Consider the following 25,427-nt stretch of genomic DNA (forward strand, 5'->3'; position numbering starts at 1 on the left):
ACCTGCCTACTACGGCCACCGTAGTAGGAGGTCCATCGCATTATCGGAAGCCGTTGATGCTCAGAACTTGTAGGTGACGCCCGTGAGTCGCTCGGACTCTTCCCACAGGCGACGCCACAGTTCGCGATCCTGGGACAGCTTGCTGGAGGGCGCGTGCTCGACCGGGCCCTTATTGCCCATCAGACGGGCCGGACCCCAGTAGACGGTGGGATCGGCGTCCGGCTCGGTCGCTCCGAAGAGCGAGGAGTGCGCGGCCAGGGCGGGCGCGTGGCCGACCAGGCGGATGACCGGCTTGGCGATGCGGTCGATGGGGGTTTCGGTGCGGGCGAACAGATCGGTCGCCGAGACGCCGGGGTGCACCCCGTAGGAGCGCTTGCTGGAACCGGCGGCGGTGAGACGGCGCTGGAGTTCGCGGGCGAACATCAGATTCGACAGCTTGGACTGCGCGTACGCGAGATTGCGCTGGTACCTGCGGTTTTCGTAATTGAGGTCGTCGATCCACAGCTTGGGGGTCTGCTTGTGCGCGATGGACGCCAGCGTGACGACGCGGTCGCCGATCTTGTCCAGCAGCAGCCCGGTGAGCGCGTAATGGCCGAGATGGTTGACGCCCCACTGGGTTTCGAAGCCGTCCTTGGTGCGCGAGAACGGCACGTTCATCAGCCCGGCGTTATTGATCAGCACATCGAATTCGCCTTGGCCGTCCGCGAATTCGCGAATCGATTCCAGGCTGGCCAGATCCAGTCCGGCGACCCGCACATCGCCGTCGATGCGGTCGGCGACCTCTTGCGCCTTCGCGGTATTGCGGCAGGCCATGATGACGGTGCCGCCCTTGCTCGCCAGCACCTTGGTGGTCTGCTCGCCGAGCCCGCCATTTGCTCCGGTGATCACGAAGGTGCGCCCGGACTGGTCCGAGATATCGCTTGGCTTCCATGCCATGGCTGTTGACCTCACAGGTTCGGCTTCGGTGCGCTTCGTCGCGCACACGGTCCGCTGATCTTACTCCAGAGTAAGTTCCTGCGATAGGCCGAGTGTCCGGGACGCACCGGACGGTGTCCGGGACGCGCCGCAAGCCGCGCGACGCGTCCCGGATCTCAGCCGAGCATGTCCGCAAAAGCCGACATGCGCGACGGCTGCCGCAACCGCTGCATGCCCTTGGACTCGATCTGCCGCACCCGCTCCCGCGAAACACCGAACAGGCGGCCGACCTCCTCCAGGGTGCGCGGCTCCGCACCGTCCAGACCGTAGCGCAGTGTGATGACCTGCGCCTCCCGCTCCGGCAGACCCGCGAGGACTTGGCGGATCCGGCCGCGGGCCGCGGCCTCGGTGACGGTCACCGAGGGGTCCGGCGCACTGTCCGCCAGCAGTGCGCCGAGTTCGGTGGCGTCCTCCTCGCCGACCGGGAGATGCAGCGAAATCGGTTCGCGCCCATGGCGTAGCACCTCGCGCACCTGCTCGGCCGGAAGCTCCATCGCCGTCGCGAGCTCATCCATCGTCGCTTCGCGCCCGAGCTGCTGGGACAGCTGTCGCTGTGTGCGCTTGGCCCGGTTCAGCACCTCCACCACGTGCACGGGGACCCGAATCGTGCGGCTCTGATCGGCCAGCGCGCGCCCGATGGACTGTTTGATCCACCAGGTCGCATAGGTCGACAGCTTCAAACCGCGCCGATGGTCGAACTTGTCGATGGCGTGCATCAGGCCCAGCGTGCCCTCCTGGGTCAGGTCCAGCAGTGACATGCCCGCCGGAGTCGGATAGTGCTTGGCGATGGAGACCACCAGGCGCAGGTTGGCGCGCACCATATGGTCCTTGGCGCGCCGGCCGTCGGCGCTCGCCAGCTGTAGTGCGCGCCGTTCGGCGGCGCTGAGTTCGATTGCGGCGGAAGCGGACTCGTCCATCCGCTGTCGTGCCAGCCGTCCGGCTTCGATGCGTTCTCCCAATGCGTACTCATCCTGTGCGGTCAACAACGCGGTGCCGCCGATGCGACGGAGGTAGTCCTTGATGGCGTCTTCGCTGAGGGTGATCGCGCTACTCATGCGAACAAACTTAGAGGCGACCTAAAAATATGTCAAGGATGAATTTGGGACGGAATCAGATATAGTCGTCGACATGAACGCACAGATCACCGATGGCAGGTCGGCGGGCCTGCGGGAGCGCAAGAAGCAGCAGACCCGGCAGCACATCTCGAACACCGCCACCCTGCTGTTCCTGGAACGCGGCTACGACAGCGTCACCATCGCCGAGATCGCGGCCGCCGCGGACGTCGCCAAGATGACGGTCACCAATTACTTCCCGCGCAAGGAAGACCTGGTGCTCGATCTGCACGACATCTTCGTGGAGACGCTCGCGCAGACGGTGCGTGAGCGCGAGATCGGCGAATCGGCGCTGGCCGCGCTGCGCCGCAACTACCTCGCCACGGTCGCGGAACGCAATGCGGTGGTGGGCTTCTCCGGCCCCGACTTCGCCCGCCTGATCACCGGCAGCTCGGCCCTGGTGGCGCGGCTGCGCGAATTCCACGAGGAGCGCGAGCGCCGCCTCGCGACCTGCCTGGCCGCCGAAACATCCGCCGGCCCGGACGAATTCGCCCCGCGGGTGGCGGCGGCGCTGCTCGGCGGCATCCATCGCGCGCTGTTCGAGGAGACCCTGCGGCGCACGGTCGCGGGGGAGTCCAATGACGTCATCGCCGGAGCGCTGACCGGGAATGTCATCACCGCGTTCGACACCCTGGAGCCGTCGCTGGGTGACTATGCGGTGCGCGCGCAATAGGGCGTATTCGGCACCCGGGTGTGGATCCCGGCCGGAAGCGTGCCGGGATGACGGACTAGTTAGCCGTGTCGTTGCTGTGTCTTCGGTAGTGGGCGAAACATACTGGGCCGATGACCGGTGCCAGCGTGGCCGTCGCTCCTTCGGTGCCCCAGCCTCTGAGCCGGGCCCGGATCAATGTCATCTTCGGCACGGTGGTGCTCGGGATGCTCATGGCGGCACTCGATTCGACCATTGTCGCCACCGCCCTGCCCACCATCGTCGCCGATCTCGGCGGCTCCGGGCATATGGCCTGGGTGGTCACCGCCTATCTGGTCGCCGAGGCCATCGCCACGGCGCTGGCCGGAAAATTCGGTGACCTGTTCGGGCGCAAACTGATCTTCCAGCTCAGCGGGGCCATCTTCATCCTGGGTTCGATCGTCGCCGGAATGGCGCACGGGATGGATTTGCTGATCATTGCCCGAGCCGTGCAGGGGCTGGGCGCGGGCGGGCTCATGGTCACCTCGATGGCGCTGATCGCCGATGTGATCCCGCTGCGCGAACGCGGTCAGTACCAGGGTGCGCTGGGCGCGGTGTTCGGCGTGACCACGGTGGTCGGCCCGACCCTGGGCGGCCTGTTCACCGATCACCTGAGCTGGCGCTGGTGCTTCTACGTGAACGTGCCCATCGCGATCATCATGATTCTCGTTGCGGCGCGGACGATTCCGGTGGTCCGCAATGCGGTGAAACCGATCGTCGACTATCTGGGCATCGCGCTCATCGCCATCGGCGTCACCTGTCTGATCCTGGGCCTGGAGTGGGGCGGACAGGAATACGCCTGGGGTTCGGCCATGATCATCGGCCTGTTCGCGGCGGCTGTGGTGGCACTCGCGGCATTCGTCGCGGTGGAGTTGCGGGCCGAGGAGCCCATGCTCCCCATGCGCCTGTTCCGCAGCAATGTCTTCACCGTCTGCTCGATCCTGAGCTTCATCGTCGGCTTCGCCATGCTCGGCGCGATGACCTACCTGCCCGCGTTCCTGCAATACGTGAAGGGCGTATCCGCCACCGCTTCCGGTGTGCAGACCCTGCCGCTGGTGGTCGGACTCTTCGGCACCTCGATCCTGTCCGGCACCATCGTCGGCCGCACCGGCCGGTACAAGTTCTTCCCGATCGCGGGCACGGCCGTGATGGCGCTGGGCCTATTCCTCATGTCCACCATGGATTCCGGTACGAGTTTCTGGTTGCAGTCGCTGTACATGCTGATCCTGGGCCTCGGCATCGGCCTGGCCATGCAGGTGCTCACCATCGCGGTGCAGAACAGCGTGCCGTATTCGGATCTGGGCACCGCGACCTCGGGCGTGACCTTCTTCCGCACCATCGGCAGCGCGTTCGGCACCACGGTTTTCGGCACGCTGTACTCGAATCAGCTGGGCCCGCACCTGACTTCGGCGCTGATGGAGGCGAAGGTGCCGCCGGAGGTGGCGCAGAATCCGCAGGCGTTGCGCGCGCTGCCGCCGGAGCAGGCCATGCCGATCATCGACGCCTACGCCACCTCCATCGACTATGTCTTCCGCTGGGTGGTGCCGGTCGCGGTGCTCGGCTTCCTGATCGCCTGGTTCCTGAAAGAGGTTCCGCTGCGCGACAGTTCGCGCGGTCAGGCCGCCGATGTCGGTGAGGGTTTCGCGGTGCCGGATTCCCCGGATCGCGGGGTGCAGATGGAGCGGGCCATCGTGCGGGTGCTGCGCAAACTGCGTGACAATGCCGTTCCCGAGCCCGGCATTCTCGCGGCGTCGGGCAGTTCCCTCGCCAAGGATGAGGCGTGGGCGCTCGGCCAGGTGCGCATGTATCAGCGCCTGCGCGGTTCGGTCACGGTCTCCGATATCGCCAAAACCCACTGGGTGCCACCGGAATTGGTGGAACCGGTCTTCGAGAAGACCCAGCGCGAGGGTCTGGTCCGCCGCGACGGTGACGAACTCTCGCTCACCGACCGTGGCATGCGCGAGGTCGACACCGTGCACACCGCCTGGAAGCACTGGCTCGAAAACCAGCTCGACGACTGGGATCTCACCGATCCCAAGGAACGCGCCCTCTTCGACCAGAGCATCGACAATATCGCCACCAAACTCCTCGACGAGGCGGACTACCCGGACGCCCTCCCCGCCAAGCGCTGACCCCTGCACGACCGTGGCCGTTGCCTGGAAGAGCAACGGCCACGGTCATTTCCATGGCTCAGGCAGTGACCCGGACCGGTCGCACCGGTGCGTCCCAATCGATTCGGAAGTGCTGCTCGGGTCCGAACACCTTCTCCGGATCCATGCGCTTGAACATCATGGGCATGACCATGCCCATGAACGCCCGGGTCACCGGACCCGCCGCCTTGGTGTGATTCATTCGCTTGACCCGATTGGCGACCCCTTCCACCCGGGGCCGCCGCAGCGCCTCATAGGTGGCGAAAGCCAGTGCCGGATCATCGATATCGCGCAGGCAGTGCGCGAGTTCGATGGCGCTCTCGATGGCCATGGACCCGCCCTGTCCGGAGGTATTGCTGGGCGCGTGCACGGCATCGCCGGTGAGCACCATGCGCCCGCGATACCAGTGCGGTACCGGCGGCATGATGTGCAGCGCGCCGACGACCTGCAAATCCGCCGCCTGGGTGGCCTGCGCCAGCGCCGCACCCGGGGTGTCGTCCGCGTAGGTCTCGCGCAGGATGCGCAACCATTCCTCATTCGAGACGCTGCGCGCTTCGGTGAGTGAAAGGTATTGCGGGTGCGGCAGATTCGCACCCCAGGCGACGCGGCCGTCCGGCATGACCCAGTACAGGTAGTAGGCGCGTTTGCCGAAGGCGAAGGTCATATCGGACGGTTCCAGATCCACCGGGCATCGCGTATACGCCCCGAATCCGAGCATATTCAGATACTGCGGTCCCGGAGCCTTCGGATCGATGAGCGTGCGCACGGTGGAGCGAATGCCGTCCGCGCCGATGAGCACATCACCGGTGGCGCTGCTGCCGTCGGCGAAATGCGCGGTAATGCCGTCCGCGTTCTCCTCGACTTCGACGAGTCGCCGGTTGTACTCGAATTTCACCCCGGCGGCGACGGCGACATCGTGCAGTGCCGTGTGCAGATCGGGCCGGTCGACCAATTGCAGCGGTTCGACGCCGCTGATCCCGGGCAGTTTGATGAGCTTGCCGTTGACCGCCATCGATTGCGACCGGATCGGCGCGGCAATGGCCCGGACGGCGTCCGCGGCCCCGATGATCTCCAGCGCGGCCAGCCCATTGGGGGCCAGGGCCAGGTTGGAGCCGATGCCGTACGCGGGTCCCGGGTACGCCTCGAAGACGCGGGCCTCGATCCCGGCCCGGTGCAGCGCGGCCGCGACGACCGGTCCGGAAATGCCGCCGCCGATGACGAGGGCGCTGCGAATAGCGCGTGAATTGGTGGACATGGGTTGTCTCCCTGAATATTCGAAGGGTGCGATAAACCCCGAATCAGAGCGCGCGCGGAGAACCCAGTTATCCTGTAGTTGCCAAACTCGGTACGAGTTCGCCTGCACGAGCACGGATCGGGAAGGTGTGTTCCCGGGTCTCGGCGGTGGTGTTGCAGCACCTTCGCCGGGGCCCGGTCTATTCGGTGAATCGATCGGTGGTTCAGTCCGGCGGCGATTGCGCGCCGGGCAGCCCTCCCTCCACTTGCGCCACGACATCGGCGGGCAGGGAGCCGCCGCTATGCCACTCCCGCCATTGGTCTACCTGGGGAAAACTGCCGTCGGCGAGGGCATCGCGCAGTGCGCGCGCCCAGTTCGCCTCGGCGGTCAGCATGGTGAGCTCATAGTCGTCTTCGACCAGGAACAGGCGCGGCAATGAGCCTGCGAGCGAATCGATTTGAGTGCGGGTGGCGGCGATGGTCGTCTCCAGCTTGGTGATTCGGTCGGTGAGCAGGCCGATCACCTCATCGGGCGGCAGCACCGAGAGCACCGAGAGTCCGGCCATGAACGGCCGCTGTTCGGGTTCCGGGCTGGCGATGAGTTCCCTTGTCCAGTCCGTGAGTTCGGCGCGACCGGCCTCGGTGATGCGGTAGATGGTGCGTTCGGGGCGGGCCCCGTCGCGCTCACTGCCGGTGACCTCGAGGAAGCCGTGTTTGGTGAGGTTGTCCACGACGGTATAGAGCGAACCCCATTTGACGCCCATATCGTGGTCTTTGCCGTACTCCCGCAAACGGGCGGCGATCTCATAGCGGTGCATGGGCTGAATGGCCATGACCGACAGCACCGCCAGTGCCATCAGATTTCCGACCTTGCGCTTGCGAGCCATCTCCGGCACCTCCCTTACTCGTCTACGAATATACGTCTACGAGTATCTGAAAAACAAGGGTCGATACCTGCCCCGAAACGACAGCGCGCCCCGCACGGCAGGGCCGTGCGGGGCGCTGGATTCGGTTCGCGTGTCAGGAGGTGGCGAAGCGTGCGCGCAGATAATCCGAGGTGGCCTGATCGGCGGGCAGGAAAGCCTCCAGGTGCAGTTCGGCCAGGGTGATATCGGTGGCCGTCGCGAACGAGGTCAGCGTCGTGATCAGGCGTAACTCGCCACCGGGACTGCGCAGTCGCAGCGGTACCGCGAAACCCAGATGCTGCGGACCGGGATCGACCTTGGGCAGGTACGCCTCCAATTCGGTGATGAGCGCGTCCAGATCCGGATCCGGACTGCGTGCCGCCCGATTGCGCAGGCTGTCGGTGATATGCCGCCCCCATTCGGGCAGATTGATCACCCGCCGGGCCAGGCCGTCCGGATGCAGCGCCAACCGCAACACATTCAACGGCGCGTCGAGTAGCTCCGGCGCACAGCCCTCGGCCAGCATCTCGAATGCCGCATTGGCCGACACCAGGACCCCGTACGGCCGGGTCACCACGGCCGGATACGGCAGGTGCCCCTGCAGAATCGTGTCCAGTGCGTGCCGTACGGGACCGAGTTCCGGTGCGTCCAAAGCGGATTCGGGAAACGCGGGAGCGTAGCCCGCGGCCAGCAGCAGCGTATTGCGTTCGCGCAGTGACAATCCCAGCGATTCGGCCAGCCGCACCACCATGGTGCGCCCGGGATGTGAGCGACCCTGCTCCAGGAAGCTCAGATAGCGCTGACTCGTCTCGGCGCTGATCGCGAGATCGAGCTGGCTGATCCGGCGCCGGGTGCGCCAGTGCCGCAACTGCTGTGCGAAGGGGCTCGCCGGTGCTGCCACCGCCATGATCGTCATACCTCCACTGTGTGCGCCCGGCCGTCTCCGGGCGATTCCCCGGAGGGAATGGCCCGGCTGTGGAATGACAAGCGCGGCCATTCGATCATTCCCCGCGGAGCATGATCATTCCCTGCGGGGAATCGCGCTCGATCGCGCCGCCGAACAGACTTTCGGTCATGAGCAACGAGCTGAACACCGCCGCACTGACCACCCTGACCGAGCAGTACATCACCCTCTGGAACGAGGCCGACGCGGCCGCTCGCACCAAGCTGATCGCGGAACTGTGGGCCGAGGACGGCGCGCAGGTGCTGACCGATCCGCCGCAGGAGATCCGCGAGGCGGCCGCCGCCATCGCCTTCCCCGTCCCGTACCTGACCGTCCGCGGCCACCGTGAGCTGGACGCCCGGGTCACCCGGGCCTACGAAATGTTCATCGCCCCGGGCGAATACACCTTCCAGCCCCTCGGGGTGGCACAGCGCCTGGCCGGCGGTCTGGCCGGTCTCGGCTGGGCGATGGTCGCCACCGCGGACGGCTCGATCGGCGGCACCGGCTACGACGTGCTGGCGCTGGACGAGGACGGGCGCATCCGCAGCGATCACCAGTACATCGGCCCCGCGTAGCGACACCTGCATCGGCACAACAACTTTCGAACGCTTTCAGGAGAACCACAATGAATGGCATTGCGTACCAGATGGATCCGCTGCGCGGCCTCGACGGCCTCGGCACCCGGGCGCAGCAGTTGCCCGAGCCCGGACCGCATCAGGTCGTCGTGAAGGTCCGCGCCACCTCGCTGAATCGTCGCGACATCCTGCTCTACGAGGGCAAATACCCGGTCCCCATGACCCCCGGCATCACGCCCCTGGTCGACGGCGTCGGCGAGGTGATCGCCCTGGGCGAGGGCGTGACCCGCGCCGCGCTCGGCGACCGGGTCACCGGCACCTACTTCGTAGCCTGGAACGACGGGCCGCAGACCCAGAAGTCCTCCTTCGAGCAGTACGGTGCGAATCATCACGGCTGGCTGGCCAACTATGTGCTGCTGGAAGAGGATTCGGTGGTGCACGTCCCCGAGCACCTCACCGACGCGGAGGCCGCATCGCTCACCGCGGCGGGCCTGGTGGCCTGGTCGGCGCTGACCAAGCCGGTTCCGGCGGGACCGGGGGATACCGTGCTCACGGTCGGCACCGGCGTGGTCGGGTTGTTCGCCGTCCAGCACGCCAAAATGCTTGGGGCGCGAGTCATTTCGATCACCTCTTCGCCAGATAAGGCCGAGCGCCTGCGCAAACTGGGGGCCGATGAGGTCATCGACCGCAAGGAATTCCCGGACTGGGAGCAGCGGGTCCTCGAGCTCACCGGCGGGGACGGCGTCCAGCATGTGATCGATGCGGTCGGCATGCCGACGCTGCCGAAATCGCAGGCGTCCGGGGCCTACAACGCGATGATCACGCTGATCGGCGCGTTCCCGGCCGAGGCCGGACAGCAGCCCGGTGATCCCACGGGCTTCAAATACCTGGGCGTGCGCCGGATCGCGGTCGGCTCGCGCGCCGATTTCGAGGCGATGAACCGCACCATCACCGACCATCGGATGCGGCCGCTCATCGACCGGGTATTCCCGTTCGACCAAGCGCGCGAGGCGTTCCGCTACTACACCGAGGGCGACCCATTCGGCAAGGTCGTCATCTCCGTCGCCTAGCCGCCCGCAGCCCGTCCGTCATCCCGGCATGCTTTTGGCCGGGATCCACAGCCCGGCAGCGATATTAATTCAGCCGGGCTGGGCGGCGACCTCCGCCGCACTCGCGAACCCACGGATACGCGCGGTGTCATTTCCCTTGCGCCACAGCAGTACCCACTGAACCGGCGCGGCATCGCGGAGCGGAACATAGGCCACATCGGGGCGGGCGTGATAGCGCTGCGCGTGAGCCCCGATGGGCAGCACCCCCTTGCCCGCGCCGACCGCGGTCAGCAATTCACCGGTGGTCCCGGTTCCGGTCAGCACGGTGGCGGCCGGGATATCAGCCAGGGTCACCGAACGCCGCTGTGCGAGGCGGTGATTCACCGGCACCGCCAGTATCCGGGCCTCGGTGACCAGCACCGGCCCGGCGGTGATATCCGGATCGTGCACCGGTAGCACCCCCAGTGCGATATCGATCTCACCCTCGCGCAACCACGGAATCACCTGTGCGGGTTGAGCTTCCCGAATTCGCACCGCGCACTCCGGCAGCCGCTCGCGGAAGAGTTCGGCCGCGCGGGTGAGTAGTTGTCCGGTCGCCGCTTCCACGAACGCCACCTCCAGGGTGCCGCCGCGTCCGCGTCCGGTCGCCACGGTGTGCGCCACCGCCGCCGAGATCCGATCCCAGGCGGGCCGCAGTTCGGCGTAGAGATCACGCCCGGCCGGTGTCGCAGCCACCCGCCTGCTGCTCCGGTCGAAGAGCGGAACGCCCAGTCGCCGTTCGAGTTTGGCGACGGTCTGACTCACCCGCGCGGTGGAGATGTGCAGCCGGTCGGCGGTGCGCCCGAAGTGCAGCTCCTCGGACAGGGTGAGCAGGACCTCGATTTCGTGCCGCTCCAGCATTTCCGCCTCCACCAGCATTGTTAAGCCGTGCTTGACGATCGTTGCACACCGGCGCATTGCCGCCGCCCGCGCGGACGCCGACAGTGAAGCGGACCGCACCGCCAAGGAGGAACCGCAATGCCCGTCACCGCCTCGCACGCACTGTCCGCCCCGATCGCCGAGTACACCGCGACGGTCCGGGAATTGCGCGACCGCGCCGAGATCACCGACGCGCTGTACCGCTTCGCGCTCGGCCAGGATCTGCGCGATCGGGAATTGTTCGCCTCATCGTTCACCGAGGACGCCGAACTCGACTTTCAGCCGACCGCCGACCGCTGGGGTGGCAAGGCCCCGCTCATGGTGGGCCGTGATTTCATCGTCGACACCATCCTGAGCGGCTTCGCGGGCCGCGTCGACACCAGCCATCAGGTCACCAATCCGCGCGTTGTGATCGACGGCGACACCGCCTGGCTGACCGCCATGGTCGAGGCGCAGCACCTGCGCACCTATGACCACGATGTCTTCGCGCTGCTGAAGAACCGCTACGAGGTGGAGCTGGTTCGCGATGGTGAGCGCTGGCTCATGCGGCGCATCCGCATTGTGAATATCTGGTTCACCGGCGACCCGAAAGCCATCTTCTAGCAATCCAAGAAAATAGATACTGAGCTGGAATGATTCTGAGTCGTTAGGTCGATTCAGGTTCATGGCAAACCTGTGTACGGTCCTGGAAGACGAGCTTTTCGGATCGGCGGGCAAGCTGCCCGGGAATCTAAGGAGTTTCCGGTGTCCCTCGGCGCGGTGCGCGAGAAACCTCAGGTGAGCGACGACGACGGCACACCCGGCGTGGTGGAGTCCGGCGAGATGTCGGCGCGCACCCTGGTGCTGATGATCGTGCTCTCGCTGGGTGTGGTGCTGGCCCTGGTCGGTGGCAGTGTGCGCAGCAGCTTCGGCGGCTGGGGCGAATCCTCCGATGATCCCGCGGCCCCGGTCACCAGCTCCACCCAGCAGCCCGCCAGTGCGGGACCCGCGCCTGCTCCGGCACCCGCTCCCGCACCCCCGCCGCCCGCTCCGGCCCCCGAACCCGCGCCCGCGCCCGCTCCGGCCCCCGCTCCGGAAACGTATTACGCCCCGGCCCCGGTCGCTCCGGCGCCCGCGCCCGAACCCGCGCCGCCGCCCGCGCCCGCCCCGCCGCCGCCCGCGCCGGTCATCCCGGACATTCTCGCCCCCATCCTGCCGTTCCTGTTGCCACCGCCACCGCCACCACCGCCCCCGGCCCCCTGACCGGCGACCGGCCGGAATCCGAAGGAGGACAACCATGCTCGGTAGCCCGCGGCAATCCGACTCGGCGCACGAAGGCGATCTCGACCCGCGCGGTCTGGCCGCGGTCGTCCTCGTTTCCGGGCTCATGGTGCTCGCCATCGGCGCGGGCATGCTGCTCACCCGCTCCGGCGATACCGACGCGAATCCCGTTCGCGGCGTGCTGGATCCGAGCCGCACCTCGATGTATCACCCCCCGGCCGCGCCCGCCGCGGTCGCTCCGGCCGAACACGATTCCGTCGCCCCGGCACATGGATTGCTGCCCCCGTCGAAGGCTCCGGTGGCCGGTCCGGCCGCGCCGGTGAACGGTCCCGCCACCCCGCAGATCGGCTCCCCGGAGCTGGTGTATCCGCGCATGGCTCCGGCGAATCCGCCTGCCGCGCCTGCCAATCCGCCGCCCGCCGGGGTCGTGTCGCCCGTCGCACCGCATCCGGTCGAGGTCCCGATCCTGTTGCCGCCGCGATAAACCAGCGCCCCCCGATCGCTCCCGTCAGATTCCGGAAACGCCTGCGAGCTGGCCGATTCCGTACGTGACCGCCATGGCGAGCGCACCGCCGAACACCACCCGCAGCACCGCGCGCCGGGGGTTGCCGCCGCCGAGTCGCGCGCTCACCGAGCCCGTGATCGCCAGGGCCACAAGCACTGCCGCGAAGGTGACCGGAATCCGCCAGGACACCGGCGGCAGCAGTATGGCCAGCAGCGGCAGTATCGCGCCGAGCGTGAACGACACCGCCGAGGAGATGGCCGCATGCCACGGATTGGTGAGTTCGGTCGGGTCCAAACCCAATTCGGCCTCCGCGTGCGCCCGGAAGGCGTCATGCGCGGTGAGTTCCTCGGCCACCTGGCGCGCGGTAGCCGTCGAGAGCCCCTTGCCCTCGTAGATCTGCGCGAGTTCGGCCAGTTCGAACTCCGGTGATTCGGCCAGTTCCCGCCGCTCCTTGGACAGCAATGCTCTCTCACTGTCCCGCTGCGTGCTCACCGATATGTATTCGCCCGCCGCCATGGAGATCGCACCGGCGGTCAATCCCGCGATACCCGCGGTGAGAATCGCCGAACTCTCCGTCGTCGCCGCGGCCACACCCACCACCAGCCCGGCGGTGGAGACGATCCCGTCATTGGCCCCGAGCACCCCCGCCCGCAACCAGTTCAGCCGCGAAGCCAGCCCCTCGTTATGCGGTTCATGCGGATGCGGTTCCCCGACCCCGCCCGCCTCGACACTCGTTTCGGCCACCCCGAAAGCCTATTCCACCTCTTAGTCGATTTGCCGTATCCGCACGGTTCGCCCGGCTGTGCGCCACCCCCGTCAGGACGAGACGGCCACCGGGAGCGCGAAGGTGAACGGATCGTCGATGGCATCGAGCAGATAGTGCGCGAGATCCGCGCGATGGGTGGTGGACCCGACCGGTGCGGTGGCGCCGAGGGAAACGCGCGTCGCACCGGTGGCGGGAGCGTCGACGAGGCGGGTGGGGCGGACGGCGGTCCACCATAGGTCGCTACCGGCGAGACGATGTTCCATCCGCACCATATCGTCGTAGGTGCCGCGCATGAGGCGATAGAGCAGTCGGGCCGTGAGCCGGGCGCCCGGTCCGGCCGAGGCGGGGACCTCGATTCCGGCGGAGGAGATTACGAGCAACCTGCTCCCCGGAGCCAACGCCGCGACGAGTGCCTCGGCGCTCCGGGAGTAGATGGTGGCCGGACCGCGCCCGGTGGCCCCGAGGGCGGAGATCACCACATCGTGTCCGCGCAGCGCCGTGAGCGCCGCCGGATCGGTCGGATCCGCGACAATCGTGGCTACGGCCGCCGGGAACGCGGACTGTTCGATCGATCGGACACCGGATGACGCGTCCGCGGCCGGGTGTACGGGCCGCATGGTCGAGCGGGTCTCGACGGTGGGGCGCGAGGTGGGTTGCGAGCCCGGGCGGATGACAGTGGTGACATCGTAACCGCGGGTCAGGGCCTGCCGCACCAGGATTCGGCCGGTGCGGCCGGTGGCTCCGAGGATTGCGATGGTCGCCATATCAGTGCGCGGCCGGGCGGGTGGCGGGCTGGAACTTGAAGGAGACGGCTTCCATGAGGGGCTTGTGCTGGGTCTTCTGGACCGCGGCGATGCGCCACTGGTCGTCGGTATCGCGAATGACGGTGTAGGTGGCCAGTTTTCCGAGCTTCTTGGGCGTGCCCTTACCTGATTCGCCGCGGGTGAGCACGATCGCGGTGTCGGAGCCGTAGCGGCGGATCTCCAGGATGTCGATGGTGAGCCGGGTGTCCTTGAGGAAGCTGTCGAACAGTGCCTGATGCGCGCCGCCGATCTCGTCGCCGCCGTGGTAGACGGTGCCGACGTAGGTCACGTCGGTGGCGTCGGCGGTGAAGCAGGCGCCGTAGGCGGCGCCGTCGCCGCGGCCCCAAGCGTCGGCGCTGCGCTCGATCAGGGCGCGGATGGCGGTGGTGTCGATCTCGGTGGCGTTCATGGTGTCTGCCTTTCGGTAGTGATCATTGGTGTGGACGATGGGGCCGCTGCCGTCGGTGAGCGCGGCCAGTGCGCGGTCGACCACCTGCTGCGGCGTCTGCACGTACTCGGCGGGGACGCCTTCGGCGGTCTGTGAGCGGGTGATGGTCACGCCGGGGCACAGGCCGATGACCCGTACGCCCCGCGAAAGTTGTTCCTGCGAGAGGGCTTCGGAGAAGCTGGCCACGAAAGCCTTTGTGGCGCTGTATATCGCCAGTTCAGGCCGGGGTTCGAAGGCCAGCGCGGAGGCCACATTGACGAGCGCGGCCCCCGGCTCGGCCCCGGCGAGGAAATGGTGTGCGAGCTCGATCACGCTGTGGCAGTTGAGATCCAGCATTCCCAGCGCGTCCGCCACTGGGGTGACGGCGAACTCGCCGTGCGTCGCGGTGCCCGCATTGTTCACCAGCACCGCGTAATTCGCCGCGTCGAGCCGTTCGGTGACGGTCCGCACGCCCGCGGTGGTGGCGAGGTCGGCGATCAGGAATTCGTGGTCGTTCCCGATCTCGGCCCGGAGTTCGTCCAGTCCGGCCGCGCCCCGGGCCACGGCGGTCACCGTGTATCCGCGTGCCGCCAGCGTGGTGGCGAAGGCCCGCCCGATTCCGGCGCTCGCACCGGTGACCAGTGCTCGTCCGGTCCGCGTGGTGGGGGTCATTCGAATCAGCCTCCGTGTTATTCTTCTGCCTAGAAGATGCTTCTTCGTTTAGGAAGTTTCTTCGTTGAGGAAGAGATTAGGTGAAGGAGGCGAACCGTGTCAACACCCGCGGGATCGAAAGAGAGCGAAATCTTCCGGCGGTACGAAAGTGCCGTCGTTCTGCATGCTCAGGCGGGCGCGAAGGCCGTCGGACTGGGCGCGACCGATCTGTACGCGCTCAATATCCTGGGGTTGAGCGGGGCGATGACCCCCGGCGAACTCGGCACTCGCACCGGTCTGACCACCGGCCCGACCACCCGGCTCATCGATCGGCTGGAGGCGGCCGGTTATGTCCGGCGCGCCGCCGATCCGGGGGATCGGCGCAAGGTGATCGTGGAGCCGGTAGGCCAGCCCGCCGAGCTGGATCGAGTGCTCGCGCCGGTGCGCCGGGCGATCGGTGAGATCATCGGCGATTACCCCGCTGACCAGCGCGCGGTGCTGTTCGACTACTTCGAGCGCGCGGCCGCCGCCTATCAGCGCGCCGCCGGCGAGATCGGCTGACAAGCGTCATGCCCCCGGCTCGCCGAGGGAGGTCTGGCTCTCGTTTTGCGGTGAATGCGAACAATTTGCTGGAACGATGAAGGTCATGGTGCGCATCGTCTGTCGCTATTGGTCGCTTGTCATTCCGCTCGTCGCCGCCCTGGTACTGGCCGTTTCCTGGGGTCGTGACCTCGGTCCGGCGGTGGTGGTACTGGTGTCCGCGGCGCTGGTCGGGGCGGTGTTGTCGGCGGTCAGTCATGCCGAGGTGGTCGCGCACAAGGTGGGTGAACCGTTCGGATCGCTGATTCTCGCGGTGGCGGTGACCATCATCGAGGTCGGCCTGATCGTCACGCTCATGCTCTCCAGCGGTGACAAGGCGGCCTCGCTGGCCCGCGATACCGTCTTCGCCGCGGTGATGATCACCTGCAACGGCATTCTCGGCCTATCCCTATTGGTGGCGGCCGCGAGACGGCGGCTGGCGGTCTTCAACGCGGAGGGCACCGGCGGCGCGCTGGCCACGGTCGCCACCCTGGCCACGCTGAGCCTGGTGCTGCCGACCTTCACCACCAGTGAGCCCGGCCCGGTCTTCTCGGCCTCGCAGCTGATCTTCGCCGCGACGGCCTCGCTGGTGCTCTACGGCGTCTTCGTCATGGTGCAGACGGTCCGGCATCCGGGTGACTTCCTACCCGTGGAGGACGGCGACCAGGCCGATGACGACCACGACGAAATGCCCACGCGCAAACAGGCTTTCATCTCCCTGGCGCTGCTGCTGGTGGCCCTGGTCGGTGTGGTCGGCCTGGCCAAGCTGGTATCGCCGTCCATCGAAAGCGGTATCGCCGCAGCGGGTTTGCCCGCCTCCGCGGTGGGTGTGGTGATCGCACTGCTGGTGCTGCTGCCGGAAACCATTGCGGCCGTACGGGCCGCGCGCCGCGAGCGGGTGCAGATCAGTCTGAATCTGGCGCTGGGTTCGGCGATGGCGAGTATCGGCCTGACGATTCCGGCCATCGCGCTGGCGTCGATCTGGATCGAGGGTCCGCTCATGCTGGGCCTGGGCGCGACGCAGATGGTGTTGCTGGCGTTGACCGTTGTGGTCGGCGCGCTCACCGTGGTGCCCGGCCGCGCGACTTTATTGCAGGGCTGTGTGCACCTGGTGTTGTTCTCGGCCTTCGTCTTTCTGGCCGTCAGTCCGTGATCGCGGGTTCACGAGGTCCAACGATAGATCTGCCCGTCCCGTAGTTCGTACGCGCTGGCGGGTTTGACGCCGTCGTGCCCGGAGAGCAAGGCCATGACCCGGGTGCGCCCGCGCGTGGTGATGCCGTCCTCGGTCCAGTGCACGTAGGGGTGTACCAGTTTGGCGAATGCCGTCCAGTCATCGGACGCGACCGCCGAAAGGACTGCCGACACTGTTGGATCCACAGGCACAGTGAACACTCCGGTCGGTCTTTACGCGCTGGCATGGCGGAAAACCGCCATAGCCGATGCGCACCCGGTATGGGTGGATTCGGGTAGCTGACTGTTCACCAAATTTCGGTTTTGGTATCGCACCAGCCGTTTCGGGTGGCCTGCCGCCGGTTGACTGGACGTGTGTCCAGCATCATATCGATAGCGGTAGCAGCTAATAACAAGTTCTAGATCCGCAGGTCACATAGGCAATCGTCTTGTTGAACAGCATCGTCTCACATGTACTGGAAGGTAACTTAGAGTCCTGGGTCACACTTCCGACGGATTTGTTGTAACTCCGCGTAACCATTAGCTTTGATGGCAGGCAGTGTTGCCGATCACGGAGAAGAAGATTTGAACCTCGTCACCCGGCGCCGAATTCGGCGTCTCGCAGAAGTCACCCCGCAATGACCCGGACCCTCGCGCGCCGCTCGGCCGTGCGCAGCAATGTCCGCATCGTTCGCGAGAACTTCTCCGGTACCGCGGTGGCCTCCCTGCGCACCTTCGGCCGCGCGGCCGGCATCGCCCAGGAATCGGTGGCGGGCACCTTCACCGATATCGCGCGCCGCGAATTCCAGTGGAAGGAAGCCATTCTCCAGGCTTGGCGGCTGGTGACGGTGACCGCGATTCCGGCCATCCTGATGGCGATTCCCTTCGGCGTCATCGTCTCGGTGCAGGTCGGCAACCTCATCCACACCCTCGGCGCGGATTCGCTGCTCGGCGCGACCGGCGGCCTCGGCGTCATCAAACAGGGCGCACCGCTGGCCACCGGCTTCCTGCTGGGCGGCGCGGGCGCGGCGGCACTGGCCGCGGATCTGGGCGCGCGCACCATTCGCGAGGAGATCGACGCCCTGAACACCATGGGCATCAGTCCGATTCACCGCCTGGTGATTCCGCGCATGGTGGCCATGCTGGTGGTCGCCCCGCTGCTGAACGTGCTGATCATCTTCGTCGGCGTGCTCGCCGGATACGTGGTGGCCATCGGCGGTCAGGGCGTCACGCCGGGCAGCTACTGGGCCACCTTCGGTTCCTTCACCACCACCGCCGACGTGTGGATCTCGCTGCTCAAGGCGGTCATCTTCGGTTTCATCGTGGTGATCATCGCCTGCCAGCGCGGGCTCGAGGCCAAGGGCGGGCCGCGCGGAGTGGCCGATGCGGTGAACGCCGCGGTGGTGCTCTCGGTGGTCTCGATCGTGGTGGTCAATCTGATCGCCACCCAGATCACCGCCATGTTCCTGCCGACGAGGCTCGCCTGATGTCCGCTACTTACGTCCCGAAGGGACTGGGCTGGTTCGCGCGCTTCTATCACCGTCGCGGGCTACTGTTGCGCCGCGTCGAAGGCGTGGGCTTCGTGCTCTCCTTCGTCTGGCAGGTGCTGTCGTCGATTCCATTGACGCTCAAGCGCTATCGCGACGAGACCATGCGCGCCATCACCAATATGACCTGGGGCCGCGGCTCCATCATCGTGGGCGGCGGCACCGTCCCGATGATGATCGTGCTCGGCCTGGTCATGGGCGCGTCGGTGGCGGTGGAATCGTTCGCGACGCTGGACATGCTGGGCATGGGCCCGGTCACCGGCCTGGTGTCGGCGTACGCCACCACCCGTGAGCTCGCGCCGATCGCGGCCGCCATCGGTTTCGCCGCGCAGGCGGGCTGCCGCATGACCGCCGAGATCGGTTCCATGCGCATCTCCGAGGAGATCGACGCCATCGAATCGCTCGGCCTGCGTTCGGTTCCCTTCGTGGTGACCACTCGCGTGCTGGCCGGTGTGGTCGCGATCGTGCCGACCTTCCTGATCGCGCTGATCATGTCGTATCTGGCATGCCGCGGCCTGATCACGCTGGTGCACGGATCATCCGCGGGCGTGTACGACCATTACTTCTTCCAATTCGTCTCCGGCTTCGATGTGATCGCGGCGGTGGTGAAGGTGGCCATCTTCGCGGTGGTGGTGATTCTGATCCACTGCTACTACGGCTTCTTCGCGACCGGCGGTCCCGAAGGTGTGGGCATCGCCTCCGGCAAGGCCGTGCGCGCGAGTTCGGTGGCGATCATCGCCCTGGACATGGTGCTCTCGCTCGGGCTGTGGGGCTTCAATTCGGCGATCACGTTCACGGGGTAGGGGATGCCGAACTACGGAATGCCTGGTGTTGCCGTGGACCGGAAACGGTCCATGGCGGTCGGCGCGGTCGCGCTGGCGCTGATCGTCGCGGTGGCGATTGGCTGGACGGTCTACTCGTCCGCGAAAACCGAAGACGGACTTGCGATTACGCTGCGCACCGAACAGATCGGCGACGGCGTGCTGGTCGGCACCGAGGTGCGGGTGAACGGCGTGGTGGTCGGCAAGGTCACCGATATCGCCCCGGACGCGCACGGTACGCAGCGAATCGGGTTGCGGCTGGACGATTCCCGGCTGTTCGGGATCGACGATTCCATGCTGGTGGACTACGCGCCCGCGAACCTGTTCGGCATCAGCGAGATCGAATTGCGCGGCGGATCCGGCGGTGCGCCGCTGCACGCGGGCGCGGTCATCGATCTGACCGGGGCCCGGGCGAACGCGGTCTACGACGCCACCATGGGGTCGATTCTGCGCAGCGCCTCGCAGGTCGGCGGTTCGGTGCTGACCCCGCAGATGGCATCGGTGATCGCGCAGGCGGCCGCCGATACCGAGGCTTTGACGCCGCTGGCGCAGGCCCTCATCACCGCCACCCGCACGGTCGCGGACAACCAGAAGATGCCGCTCTCGGAGCTGATGGGCCAGCTCGGCCCGGCGTTCGACGGCGGCGGCAAGTTCGCCGGTGCCACCGTGCAGGTGGTCGACATGATCCGCAGTGTGCAACGGCTGCAGGGCAATCGGGCCACCTACGATTCGAATCTGGCGCTGGTGACCGGGCAGCTGCTGCCCGAACTCGCGAAAACCCTTGGCACGGCCGGTAATCAGCTCTCCGGACTGACGGATATGCTCGCGCCGGTGCTGGCCATGCTGGCTCAGATGGTGCCGCAGCCGCAGCAGTCCAGCGCCGAATTGCGCACGCTCATCGAGCGTTTGCGCGCCGCCATGCCGGATAACGGGCAGGGCCCGGTGCTCAATGTCGAGGTCGATCTGCGTGGCGTGCCCGCCGTCGCGATCCCGCTGCTGGGAGGCGCGCGATGACGGTCAAGGGCGCCGCCTGGCGGCTCGGCCTGTTCACCACCGTGATCGTGGTGGTGCTCATGCTGGTGATCACCGCGATTCAGCGGCCGGTATCGGGTGAAACCGAAACGCACGACGCGATTTTCACCGATGCCAATGGGCTCAAGGTCGGTGACGACGTGCGCATGTACGGCGTGCAGGTCGGCAAGATCAAGCACATCGAACTGGAGGGCGCGAAGGCGCGGGTCCAGTTGTCGGTCAAGACCGACGCGCCGATCTACGACAACAGCAAGCTCGCCATCCGGTATCAGAATCTGACCGGGCAGCGCTATGTCGATCTGCAGCAGCAGCCGCAGCCGGGACAGCGCGTCAAGGCGGGCGCGCGCATCGAGATCGACCACACCGTGCCGTCTTTCGATGTGACCAGCCTGTTCAACGGCCTGAAGCCGGTGCTGTCCACCATTTCCCCCGAGGCCATCAATCAATTCAGCGCCAGCATGGTCGCTTTGATCGAGGGTGACGGCAGCGGTGTCGGCCCGGCCATGGACGCCATCGGCAAACTCGCGTCCTACGTGGACAATCGGCAGCAGGTGATCGGCACGCTGATCCGCAATATGTCCGATCTCGATGATCGGCTGAGCGGCCGGGTGCACTATCTGGTGCCGCTGCTGGCGCGCCTGAGCGACATTTTCGAAGCGCTACAGGCGAATATCGGTGGGCTGGCGCAGTTCGCGGCCACCGCGCCCTCGGTGCTCGGCCCGATCGACAGCCTGTTGCGCACGCTCGGCATCGACAGCGGCAGCGATGTGGACGCGCTGATTCGCCGCGTCTTCCCGGACGCGCAGCAGGCCGTCGAGGTCTTCGGCCGCCTGCCCGCGGTACTCGCCGCCGCCGACGTCTCCGCACCCAATGCCACCGGCTGGAAGCCCGTGTGCAGCAAGGGCAATGCCGACGTGCCGCCGCTGGTGCAGGTGCTGATCTCCGGACAGCAGGTGTCGATATGCAAGGGATGACGTTGCGGCGCTTGTTCGTTCGTAATGACCGCGTGGTCGACGACGCCACCAAGAAGAAGCGCGAACTGCGCCGGGGCATTATCGGCGCGGCCCTGGTCGCGCTGGGCCTGCTGGCCGCGGGCGTGCTGTTCGTGGTGCCGTTCGGCAAGCACACCTACACCGCCGAACTCTCCGAGGCGCAATCGGTGAAAACCGGTGACGACGTGCGCATCGCGGGCATCTCGGTGGGCGAGGTGAAATCGCTGGAGTTGAAGCCGGATCGCGTGGTCATGCGTTTCACGGTGAATTCCGATGTGTTCCTGGGTGATCAGACCTCCCTGGACATCCGGATGCTCACCATTGTCGGCGGTCACTACGTCGCGGTCTTCCCGGCGGGCGATAAAGCCCTGGGCGACAAGGCGATTCCGCCGGATCGGGTGCGCCTGCCGTACAGCCTGGCGCAGACCTTCCAGGACGCGGCGACCCCGCTGGCCAAGATCGACGGTCAGACGCTGAACCGCAATCTGGCCGCGCTCGGCAATTCCGTCGACGGTGCGCCGGACAGTCTGCGCACCACGTTGCAGACCGTGAGCACCTACGTCGACGCCCTGGATCGGCAGCGTACCCAGGTCTCCAACGCGGTCTCGGTCGCCGATGAGTACGTGCGCATGTACGACGGTGCGAAGACCGATCTGGGCCGCCTGATGGACAACGCCAACCTGCTGGTGACCGTGCTCGCGGACAAGCACTCCGAAATGGCGGAGGCGCTGCGCTTGCTCAGCGCGGTGCTCGATCGGCTCGATGGCGCGCAGCCGCAGTGGGACGCCTCGCTCAAACCCAAACTGAACGATGCCATCACCCAGTTGGAGCAGCTCGGAACGCGTTTCGCGCCGACGCTCACGGCGGCGCAGGAGCTACAGCAGAAGTTGTCGTCGCTGGTGATCCCGGACGGTGGCGTGACCATCGACCAGTCCGCCCAGACGGTGCCGGTCTGCGTGCCGCTGCCCGGAAAGGACTGCTGATGCTCAAGCGGATGCTCGCCTCGCAGGCGTTCATGTCCATCGCCGGTGCGGTGGTCGTGGTGGTGCTGGCCGTGGTCGGCTACTTCATCTACTTCGATCCCATGAAGAAGACCGAATCCTATTGCGCGGTAATGCCGGACGCGGTGGGTCTGTACGTGGGCAACAAGGTGACCATGCGCGGTATCGCGGTGGGCACGGTGACCTCCATCGATTCCGACGGCGCGAAGGTGAAGGTCGGCTTCTCGGTGGACGCGAAGTACCCGGTGTACGCCGACGCCGCGGCCACCACGGTCGCGGATTCCATTGTCGCGGACCGCAATCTGGCCGTACTGGCCAGCGGGAAGAACCGGGCGCACTGGGACTCGTCGCAGTGCATCAGCAAAACCCTTACGCCCAAGAGCATTACCGAGACGCTCACCGCGCTGGCGGATCTGTCCTCGCAATTGCAGCAGGCGCAGGCCCCGGACGCGCTGGCGCACGGCCTGGCCGGGCTCGATACCGCGACCGCGGGCGCGGGACCGCAGATCAACGCGATCGTCAAACAGCTCGGTTCCGCGCTGGCCGCGCCCGATGCCGATATCGGCCATCTGGCCGGTATTTTCGACGCCTTCGCCTCGGTGGGCGAGAAGGTGGAACAGCATTGGGGCGATCTGCGCTCGATGCTGTTGCGCCTGGCGCCCGCGCTGAACAATGCCAGCACCGAATTGATCGGTCCCGGAGCCGAACTCATCGACCGGCTGGGTCAGGCCCTGCCCATGCTCAATGATCTGATCACCATTGTCGGCGATCCGATCATGCGGGCGCTGGACGACACGCTGCCGCTGGTGCGCCTGCTGCGCGCCAATGTCGGCTCGCTCTCGGAGATCATGCTCAAACTGCCGGTGCTCGCCAATGCCGCAAAGTCGGTCATGGGCGCCGGCGTCACCTACGGTTCGCCCCGTGCGGCGCTGCCCGCCCCGGACGCCGCCCAGGTCTGCGCGGCCGTGAACGCCGTCACCCCCGGCGCGTGCACCGACCCCGGCAACGGCATGGTCGATGTCCCGCTGGTGCCCCTCGTGCTCGGAATGGCAGGTGCGCGATGAGAATCGGACCCTGGGAAATCACCCGCAACGCCGGTTATATCCGCTTTGCCCACCAGGTAGTAACGCCTGAGCAACCCGCACCGACACACCTCGTGCAAGCAGGGGCTGCGCTGGCCGCAGGTACTGCCGGGCCTATGGAATTTGCGATGAGGGCAGATTCCGCACACCGGGCAGCGACCCCCGGGCGTGCGGGCTCCGTGCCGAGGGCAGTCGGCCGGAGCCACCCCGCCTCCTTCTCGGGCAAACGCATCGGACAGGCCGTCGGCGCGGTGTTGTTGTCGGCGGGCTTGGTGGCCGGTGCCGCCGGTTGCGCGTTCGATCCGGCATCTGTTCCGGTGCCGGGCACTTCGGTGTCCGGGCCGACGTATCGGATTCACATCGAGTTCGGCAATGTGCTGAATCTGCCTGCGCGCGCGAAGGTTATCGCCAATGGCGCACAGGTCGGGACGGTTGCCGGGGTGCGCGTGGTGGATTCGGCGCATGCGGGCGGACGCGGCGGCTATGTGGTTGTGGACGCCGATATTTCGACCAAGGCGCAATTGCCCGCCACCACCATCGCCGAACTGCGGCAGAACACGGTGCTCGGCGATATCCATCTCGCGCTGACCACCCCGCCCGACGGTTTCGGCGCACTGTTGCGCGAGGGCGGCACCATTCCGCAGGAGCGCACGCATCCGGCGGTGCAGCTGGAGGACACCATGGCCGCGCTGGCCGCCTTCACCCAGGGCGGTGCGGTGAATCAGTTGCAGGACATCATCAATCGCTTCAACGCGGTGCTGCCCGCCGATCCGAACGAGACCAAGCGCATCGCGCAGAACGCGGCGGGCAACGCCGTGGATCTGGCCGCGAATCTGGATCAGGTCGACTCGCTGCTCAACGGCCTGGGTGTCAATGCCCAGGTGCTGCACGATCGCGCGGATTTCCTGGATCACGAGCTGAGCCAGGAGTCGGTGGACACCCTGAACGGCGTCACCAACTCCATTCGCGGTGTGGCACAGATCTTCACCTCGCTCGGCCAGCTGGGCAATTCGCTGGCCTGGCTGGCGCCCGTGGTGAGCTCCGCCGATGGTGCGGCGAAAGCGTTTGTGCCGCTGGCTTTCTCGGGCTCGCCGCTGGATCTGTCGGTGTCCTCGAATCTCTCGCTGCTGGTTTCCCTGCTGCGCGACAAGCTGATTCCGTTCGTCGAGCACGGCCCGAAGGTGAATATCACCGGCGTGCACACGGATTCGGTCTCCAAGGACGACCAGGTGGGCAATATCCTCTCCACCCTGCGCATGATCGGAGCGGTGCGATGAAGTGGGGTTCGCTGGCATCGCTGGGCGGTATCGCCGCGGTCACCGTGCTCGGCGCGAGCTATCTGACCTTCGGTGTGGTGCGCGCGGATCCGTTCGCCGAGTACACCAATGCGTCCATGGTGCTGGCGAATTCCGGTGGCCTGAGCGTCGGTTCGCCGATTCTGCTGACCGGTATGAAGATCGGCCGCATCACCTCGGTGGACAGCAATGCGCGCGGTGTGGAGGTCGGTTTCCGCATCGACGCCGATCGCAAGGTGCCCACCGACAGCGTCATCAGCATCGAACAGCTCTCGGCGCTGGGTGAGCCGTACGTGGAGATCCGGCCCAAGACCGGCGGTGCGCCCTACCTGAAGAACGGTCAGCGCCTGGACACCTCGGCGGTGAAATCCCCGCTGTCCATTCCCGAGGTATCGCGCCTGGTCAACAAGGTGATGAACCAGCTCGATCCGGCGGTGGCGGCCTCACTGGCCAATACCCTCGGGGTGGCGTTCCACGACACCGATTCGGCCATCCCCGCGCTCACCCGCGCCGGTGATCTGCTGGCGTCGGCGATCATGAGCCGCGAACCCAAAATCGCACAGCTACTGAATAGTTTCCAGGCCGCCGCCTCGAATATGGACGGTATCCCGGAGGCGACGGCAGCTGCCGCGCCCGCGTTCGTCCAGTTCGCGCAGTCTCTGAACGATCTGGTCGAGGCGGTCGGTAGACTCACCGATCGAGTGCCCGGACCGCAGTCCTATGTGGACAGCAATGGGCTGGCACCCTTCCTGGCGAAGCTGACCGATTGGTTGCAGCAGGCCGGACCCGAACTGAAAACCCTAGCGCCCCAATTGCAGCCGCTCGCCGATGCCGCACGCACCACCGGGCCGCAAATAGATATCAGCGCCCTGATCTCGCAGGCCCTCGCCAGTACCGGCGATAACGCCGTGCGGGTGCAGGTCAACGTCAAGTAGTCACCGAAGAAGG

Annotated in this window: 27 protein-coding genes; 17 read left to right on the forward strand and 10 right to left on the reverse strand. The window is 66.7% G+C overall.

Features of this window, described 5'->3' with window-relative positions; all coding sequences use genetic code 11:
* Positions 1-60 precede the first annotated feature (60 nt).
* Both ACFC4D_RS45485 and ACFC4D_RS45490 read right to left on the reverse strand, forming a co-directional pair.
* Complete coding sequence (locus tag ACFC4D_RS45485) at positions 61-936, reverse strand: oxidoreductase (RefSeq protein WP_375955793.1); 876 nt, start codon at positions 934-936, stop codon at positions 61-63.
* 155 nt (positions 937-1,091) lie between these two features.
* Positions 1,092-2,030, reverse strand: coding sequence for a sigma-70 family RNA polymerase sigma factor (locus tag ACFC4D_RS45490; protein ID WP_376073086.1), 939 nt, complete (start codon positions 2,028-2,030; stop codon positions 1,092-1,094).
* Between the two features lie 73 nt (positions 2,031-2,103).
* Here ACFC4D_RS45490 and ACFC4D_RS45495 point away from each other — a divergent pair, with 73 nt between their 5' ends.
* Positions 2,104-2,760: a TetR/AcrR family transcriptional regulator gene (locus ACFC4D_RS45495; RefSeq protein ID WP_376073088.1), complete on the forward strand. Its 657-nt coding sequence runs from the start codon at positions 2,104-2,106 to the stop codon at positions 2,758-2,760.
* A gap of 110 nt (positions 2,761-2,870) precedes the next feature.
* Positions 2,871-4,907, forward strand: coding sequence for an MDR family MFS transporter (locus tag ACFC4D_RS45500; RefSeq protein ID WP_376073091.1), 2,037 nt, complete (start codon positions 2,871-2,873; stop codon positions 4,905-4,907).
* 58 nt (positions 4,908-4,965) lie between these two features.
* Here ACFC4D_RS45500 and ACFC4D_RS45505 read toward each other — a convergent pair whose 3' ends face one another.
* The 3 genes from ACFC4D_RS45505 to ACFC4D_RS45515 form a co-directional block, all read right to left on the reverse strand.
* Positions 4,966-6,180, reverse strand: a complete 1,215-nt coding sequence (locus ACFC4D_RS45505; protein ID WP_376073093.1) for an FAD-dependent monooxygenase — start codon at positions 6,178-6,180, stop codon at positions 4,966-4,968.
* A 202-nt stretch (positions 6,181-6,382) separates the two neighbouring features.
* Entirely contained in the window at positions 6,383-7,045 is a 663-nt protein-coding gene (locus tag ACFC4D_RS45510) for a PadR family transcriptional regulator (protein ID WP_376073096.1), read from the reverse strand.
* A gap of 133 nt (positions 7,046-7,178) precedes the next feature.
* On the reverse strand, positions 7,179-7,979 hold the full coding sequence (locus ACFC4D_RS45515) for a helix-turn-helix domain-containing protein (RefSeq protein ID WP_375955782.1): 801 nt from the start codon (positions 7,977-7,979) through the stop codon (positions 7,179-7,181).
* 158 nt (positions 7,980-8,137) lie between these two features.
* Between ACFC4D_RS45515 and ACFC4D_RS45520 the strand changes: the two genes are divergently transcribed.
* Both ACFC4D_RS45520 and ACFC4D_RS45525 read left to right on the forward strand, forming a co-directional pair.
* Positions 8,138-8,581, forward strand: coding sequence for a hypothetical protein (locus ACFC4D_RS45520; protein WP_364628664.1), 444 nt, complete (start codon positions 8,138-8,140; stop codon positions 8,579-8,581).
* A 50-nt stretch (positions 8,582-8,631) separates the two neighbouring features.
* A complete protein-coding gene (locus tag ACFC4D_RS45525) occupies positions 8,632-9,651 on the forward strand; it encodes an NAD(P)-dependent alcohol dehydrogenase (RefSeq protein ID WP_376073099.1) in 1,020 nt (339 codons plus the stop codon).
* Between the two features lie 69 nt (positions 9,652-9,720).
* Here ACFC4D_RS45525 and ACFC4D_RS45530 read toward each other — a convergent pair whose 3' ends face one another.
* On the reverse strand, positions 9,721-10,548 hold the full coding sequence (locus ACFC4D_RS45530) for a LysR family transcriptional regulator (protein ID WP_376073101.1): 828 nt from the start codon (positions 10,546-10,548) through the stop codon (positions 9,721-9,723).
* Between the two features lie 99 nt (positions 10,549-10,647).
* On the opposite strand from ACFC4D_RS45530, the gene ACFC4D_RS45535 reads away from it, so the two are divergent.
* From ACFC4D_RS45535 to ACFC4D_RS45545, 3 genes are all read left to right on the forward strand, one after another.
* Positions 10,648-11,151, forward strand: a complete 504-nt coding sequence (locus tag ACFC4D_RS45535) for a nuclear transport factor 2 family protein (RefSeq protein WP_376073104.1) — start codon at positions 10,648-10,650, stop codon at positions 11,149-11,151.
* A gap of 141 nt (positions 11,152-11,292) precedes the next feature.
* Positions 11,293-11,790 carry a hypothetical protein gene (locus ACFC4D_RS45540; RefSeq protein ID WP_376073107.1) on the forward strand — a complete coding sequence of 166 codons (498 nt, stop codon included), beginning with the start codon at positions 11,293-11,295 and terminating at the stop codon, positions 11,788-11,790.
* Between the two features lie 34 nt (positions 11,791-11,824).
* Positions 11,825-12,292, forward strand: coding sequence for a hypothetical protein (locus ACFC4D_RS45545; RefSeq protein ID WP_376073109.1), 468 nt, complete (start codon positions 11,825-11,827; stop codon positions 12,290-12,292).
* Between the two features lie 24 nt (positions 12,293-12,316).
* Here ACFC4D_RS45545 and ACFC4D_RS45550 read toward each other — a convergent pair whose 3' ends face one another.
* The 3 genes from ACFC4D_RS45550 to ACFC4D_RS45560 all read right to left on the reverse strand — a co-directional run bounded on the left by ACFC4D_RS45550 (position 12,317) and on the right by ACFC4D_RS45560 (position 14,981).
* Entirely contained in the window at positions 12,317-13,057 is a 741-nt protein-coding gene (locus ACFC4D_RS45550; RefSeq protein WP_376073112.1) for a VIT family protein, read from the reverse strand.
* Between the two features lie 72 nt (positions 13,058-13,129).
* The gene (locus tag ACFC4D_RS45555) at positions 13,130-13,843 is read right to left on the reverse strand and encodes an NAD(P)-dependent oxidoreductase (RefSeq protein WP_376073114.1); all 714 of its coding nucleotides are present in this window, start codon (positions 13,841-13,843) and stop codon (positions 13,130-13,132) included.
* A 1-nt stretch (position 13,844) separates the two neighbouring features.
* A complete protein-coding gene (locus ACFC4D_RS45560) occupies positions 13,845-14,981 on the reverse strand; it encodes an SDR family NAD(P)-dependent oxidoreductase (protein WP_376073117.1) in 1,137 nt (378 codons plus the stop codon).
* A gap of 96 nt (positions 14,982-15,077) precedes the next feature.
* Between ACFC4D_RS45560 and ACFC4D_RS45565 the strand changes: the two genes are divergently transcribed.
* Complete coding sequence (locus ACFC4D_RS45565; protein ID WP_376073119.1) at positions 15,078-15,521, forward strand: MarR family winged helix-turn-helix transcriptional regulator; 444 nt, start codon at positions 15,078-15,080, stop codon at positions 15,519-15,521.
* Between the two features lie 76 nt (positions 15,522-15,597).
* A complete protein-coding gene (locus ACFC4D_RS45570) occupies positions 15,598-16,692 on the forward strand; it encodes a calcium:proton antiporter (RefSeq protein ID WP_375955762.1) in 1,095 nt (364 codons plus the stop codon).
* Between the two features lie 8 nt (positions 16,693-16,700).
* Here the strand turns inward: ACFC4D_RS45570 and ACFC4D_RS45575 are convergent, their stop codons facing one another.
* Complete coding sequence (locus ACFC4D_RS45575; RefSeq protein ID WP_364628689.1) at positions 16,701-16,904, reverse strand: nuclear transport factor 2 family protein; 204 nt, start codon at positions 16,902-16,904, stop codon at positions 16,701-16,703.
* Positions 16,905-17,347: 443 nt separating this feature from the next.
* On the opposite strand from ACFC4D_RS45575, the gene ACFC4D_RS45580 reads away from it, so the two are divergent.
* The 8 genes from ACFC4D_RS45580 to ACFC4D_RS45615 all read left to right on the forward strand — a co-directional run bounded on the left by ACFC4D_RS45580 (position 17,348) and on the right by ACFC4D_RS45615 (position 25,414).
* A complete protein-coding gene (locus ACFC4D_RS45580; protein ID WP_364628692.1) occupies positions 17,348-18,196 on the forward strand; it encodes an ABC transporter permease in 849 nt (282 codons plus the stop codon).
* The gene (locus tag ACFC4D_RS45585) at positions 18,196-19,059 is read left to right on the forward strand and encodes an ABC transporter permease (RefSeq protein WP_375955758.1); all 864 of its coding nucleotides are present in this window, start codon (positions 18,196-18,198) and stop codon (positions 19,057-19,059) included. Before ACFC4D_RS45580 ends, ACFC4D_RS45585 begins: the two co-directional genes overlap by 1 nt.
* Positions 19,060-19,092: 33 nt before the next feature.
* Positions 19,093-20,091: an MlaD family protein gene (locus tag ACFC4D_RS45590; protein ID WP_364628695.1), complete on the forward strand. Its 999-nt coding sequence runs from the start codon at positions 19,093-19,095 to the stop codon at positions 20,089-20,091.
* A complete protein-coding gene (locus ACFC4D_RS45595; protein WP_364628698.1) occupies positions 20,088-21,083 on the forward strand; it encodes an MCE family protein in 996 nt (331 codons plus the stop codon). The genes ACFC4D_RS45590 and ACFC4D_RS45595 overlap by 4 nt, the downstream gene beginning before the upstream one ends.
* Positions 21,071-22,084: an MlaD family protein gene (locus tag ACFC4D_RS45600; RefSeq protein ID WP_375955752.1), complete on the forward strand. Its 1,014-nt coding sequence runs from the start codon at positions 21,071-21,073 to the stop codon at positions 22,082-22,084. Before ACFC4D_RS45595 ends, ACFC4D_RS45600 begins: the two co-directional genes overlap by 13 nt.
* Positions 22,084-23,166, forward strand: coding sequence for an MlaD family protein (locus tag ACFC4D_RS45605; protein WP_376073124.1), 1,083 nt, complete (start codon positions 22,084-22,086; stop codon positions 23,164-23,166). The genes ACFC4D_RS45600 and ACFC4D_RS45605 overlap by 1 nt, the downstream gene beginning before the upstream one ends.
* Positions 23,167-23,363: 197 nt before the next feature.
* On the forward strand, positions 23,364-24,461 hold the full coding sequence (locus tag ACFC4D_RS45610) for an MlaD family protein (RefSeq protein ID WP_376073127.1): 1,098 nt from the start codon (positions 23,364-23,366) through the stop codon (positions 24,459-24,461).
* Positions 24,458-25,414 (forward strand): MlaD family protein, encoded by a 957-nt coding sequence (locus ACFC4D_RS45615; RefSeq protein ID WP_376073130.1) that lies wholly within the window; start codon positions 24,458-24,460, stop codon positions 25,412-25,414. The genes ACFC4D_RS45610 and ACFC4D_RS45615 overlap by 4 nt, the downstream gene beginning before the upstream one ends.
* The last annotated feature ends 13 nt before the right edge of the window (positions 25,415-25,427 follow it).

The organism is Nocardia sp. NPDC056000 (assembly GCF_042269265.1).
In the GTDB taxonomy this organism is placed as follows: Bacteria; Actinomycetota; Actinomycetes; order Mycobacteriales; family Mycobacteriaceae; genus Nocardia.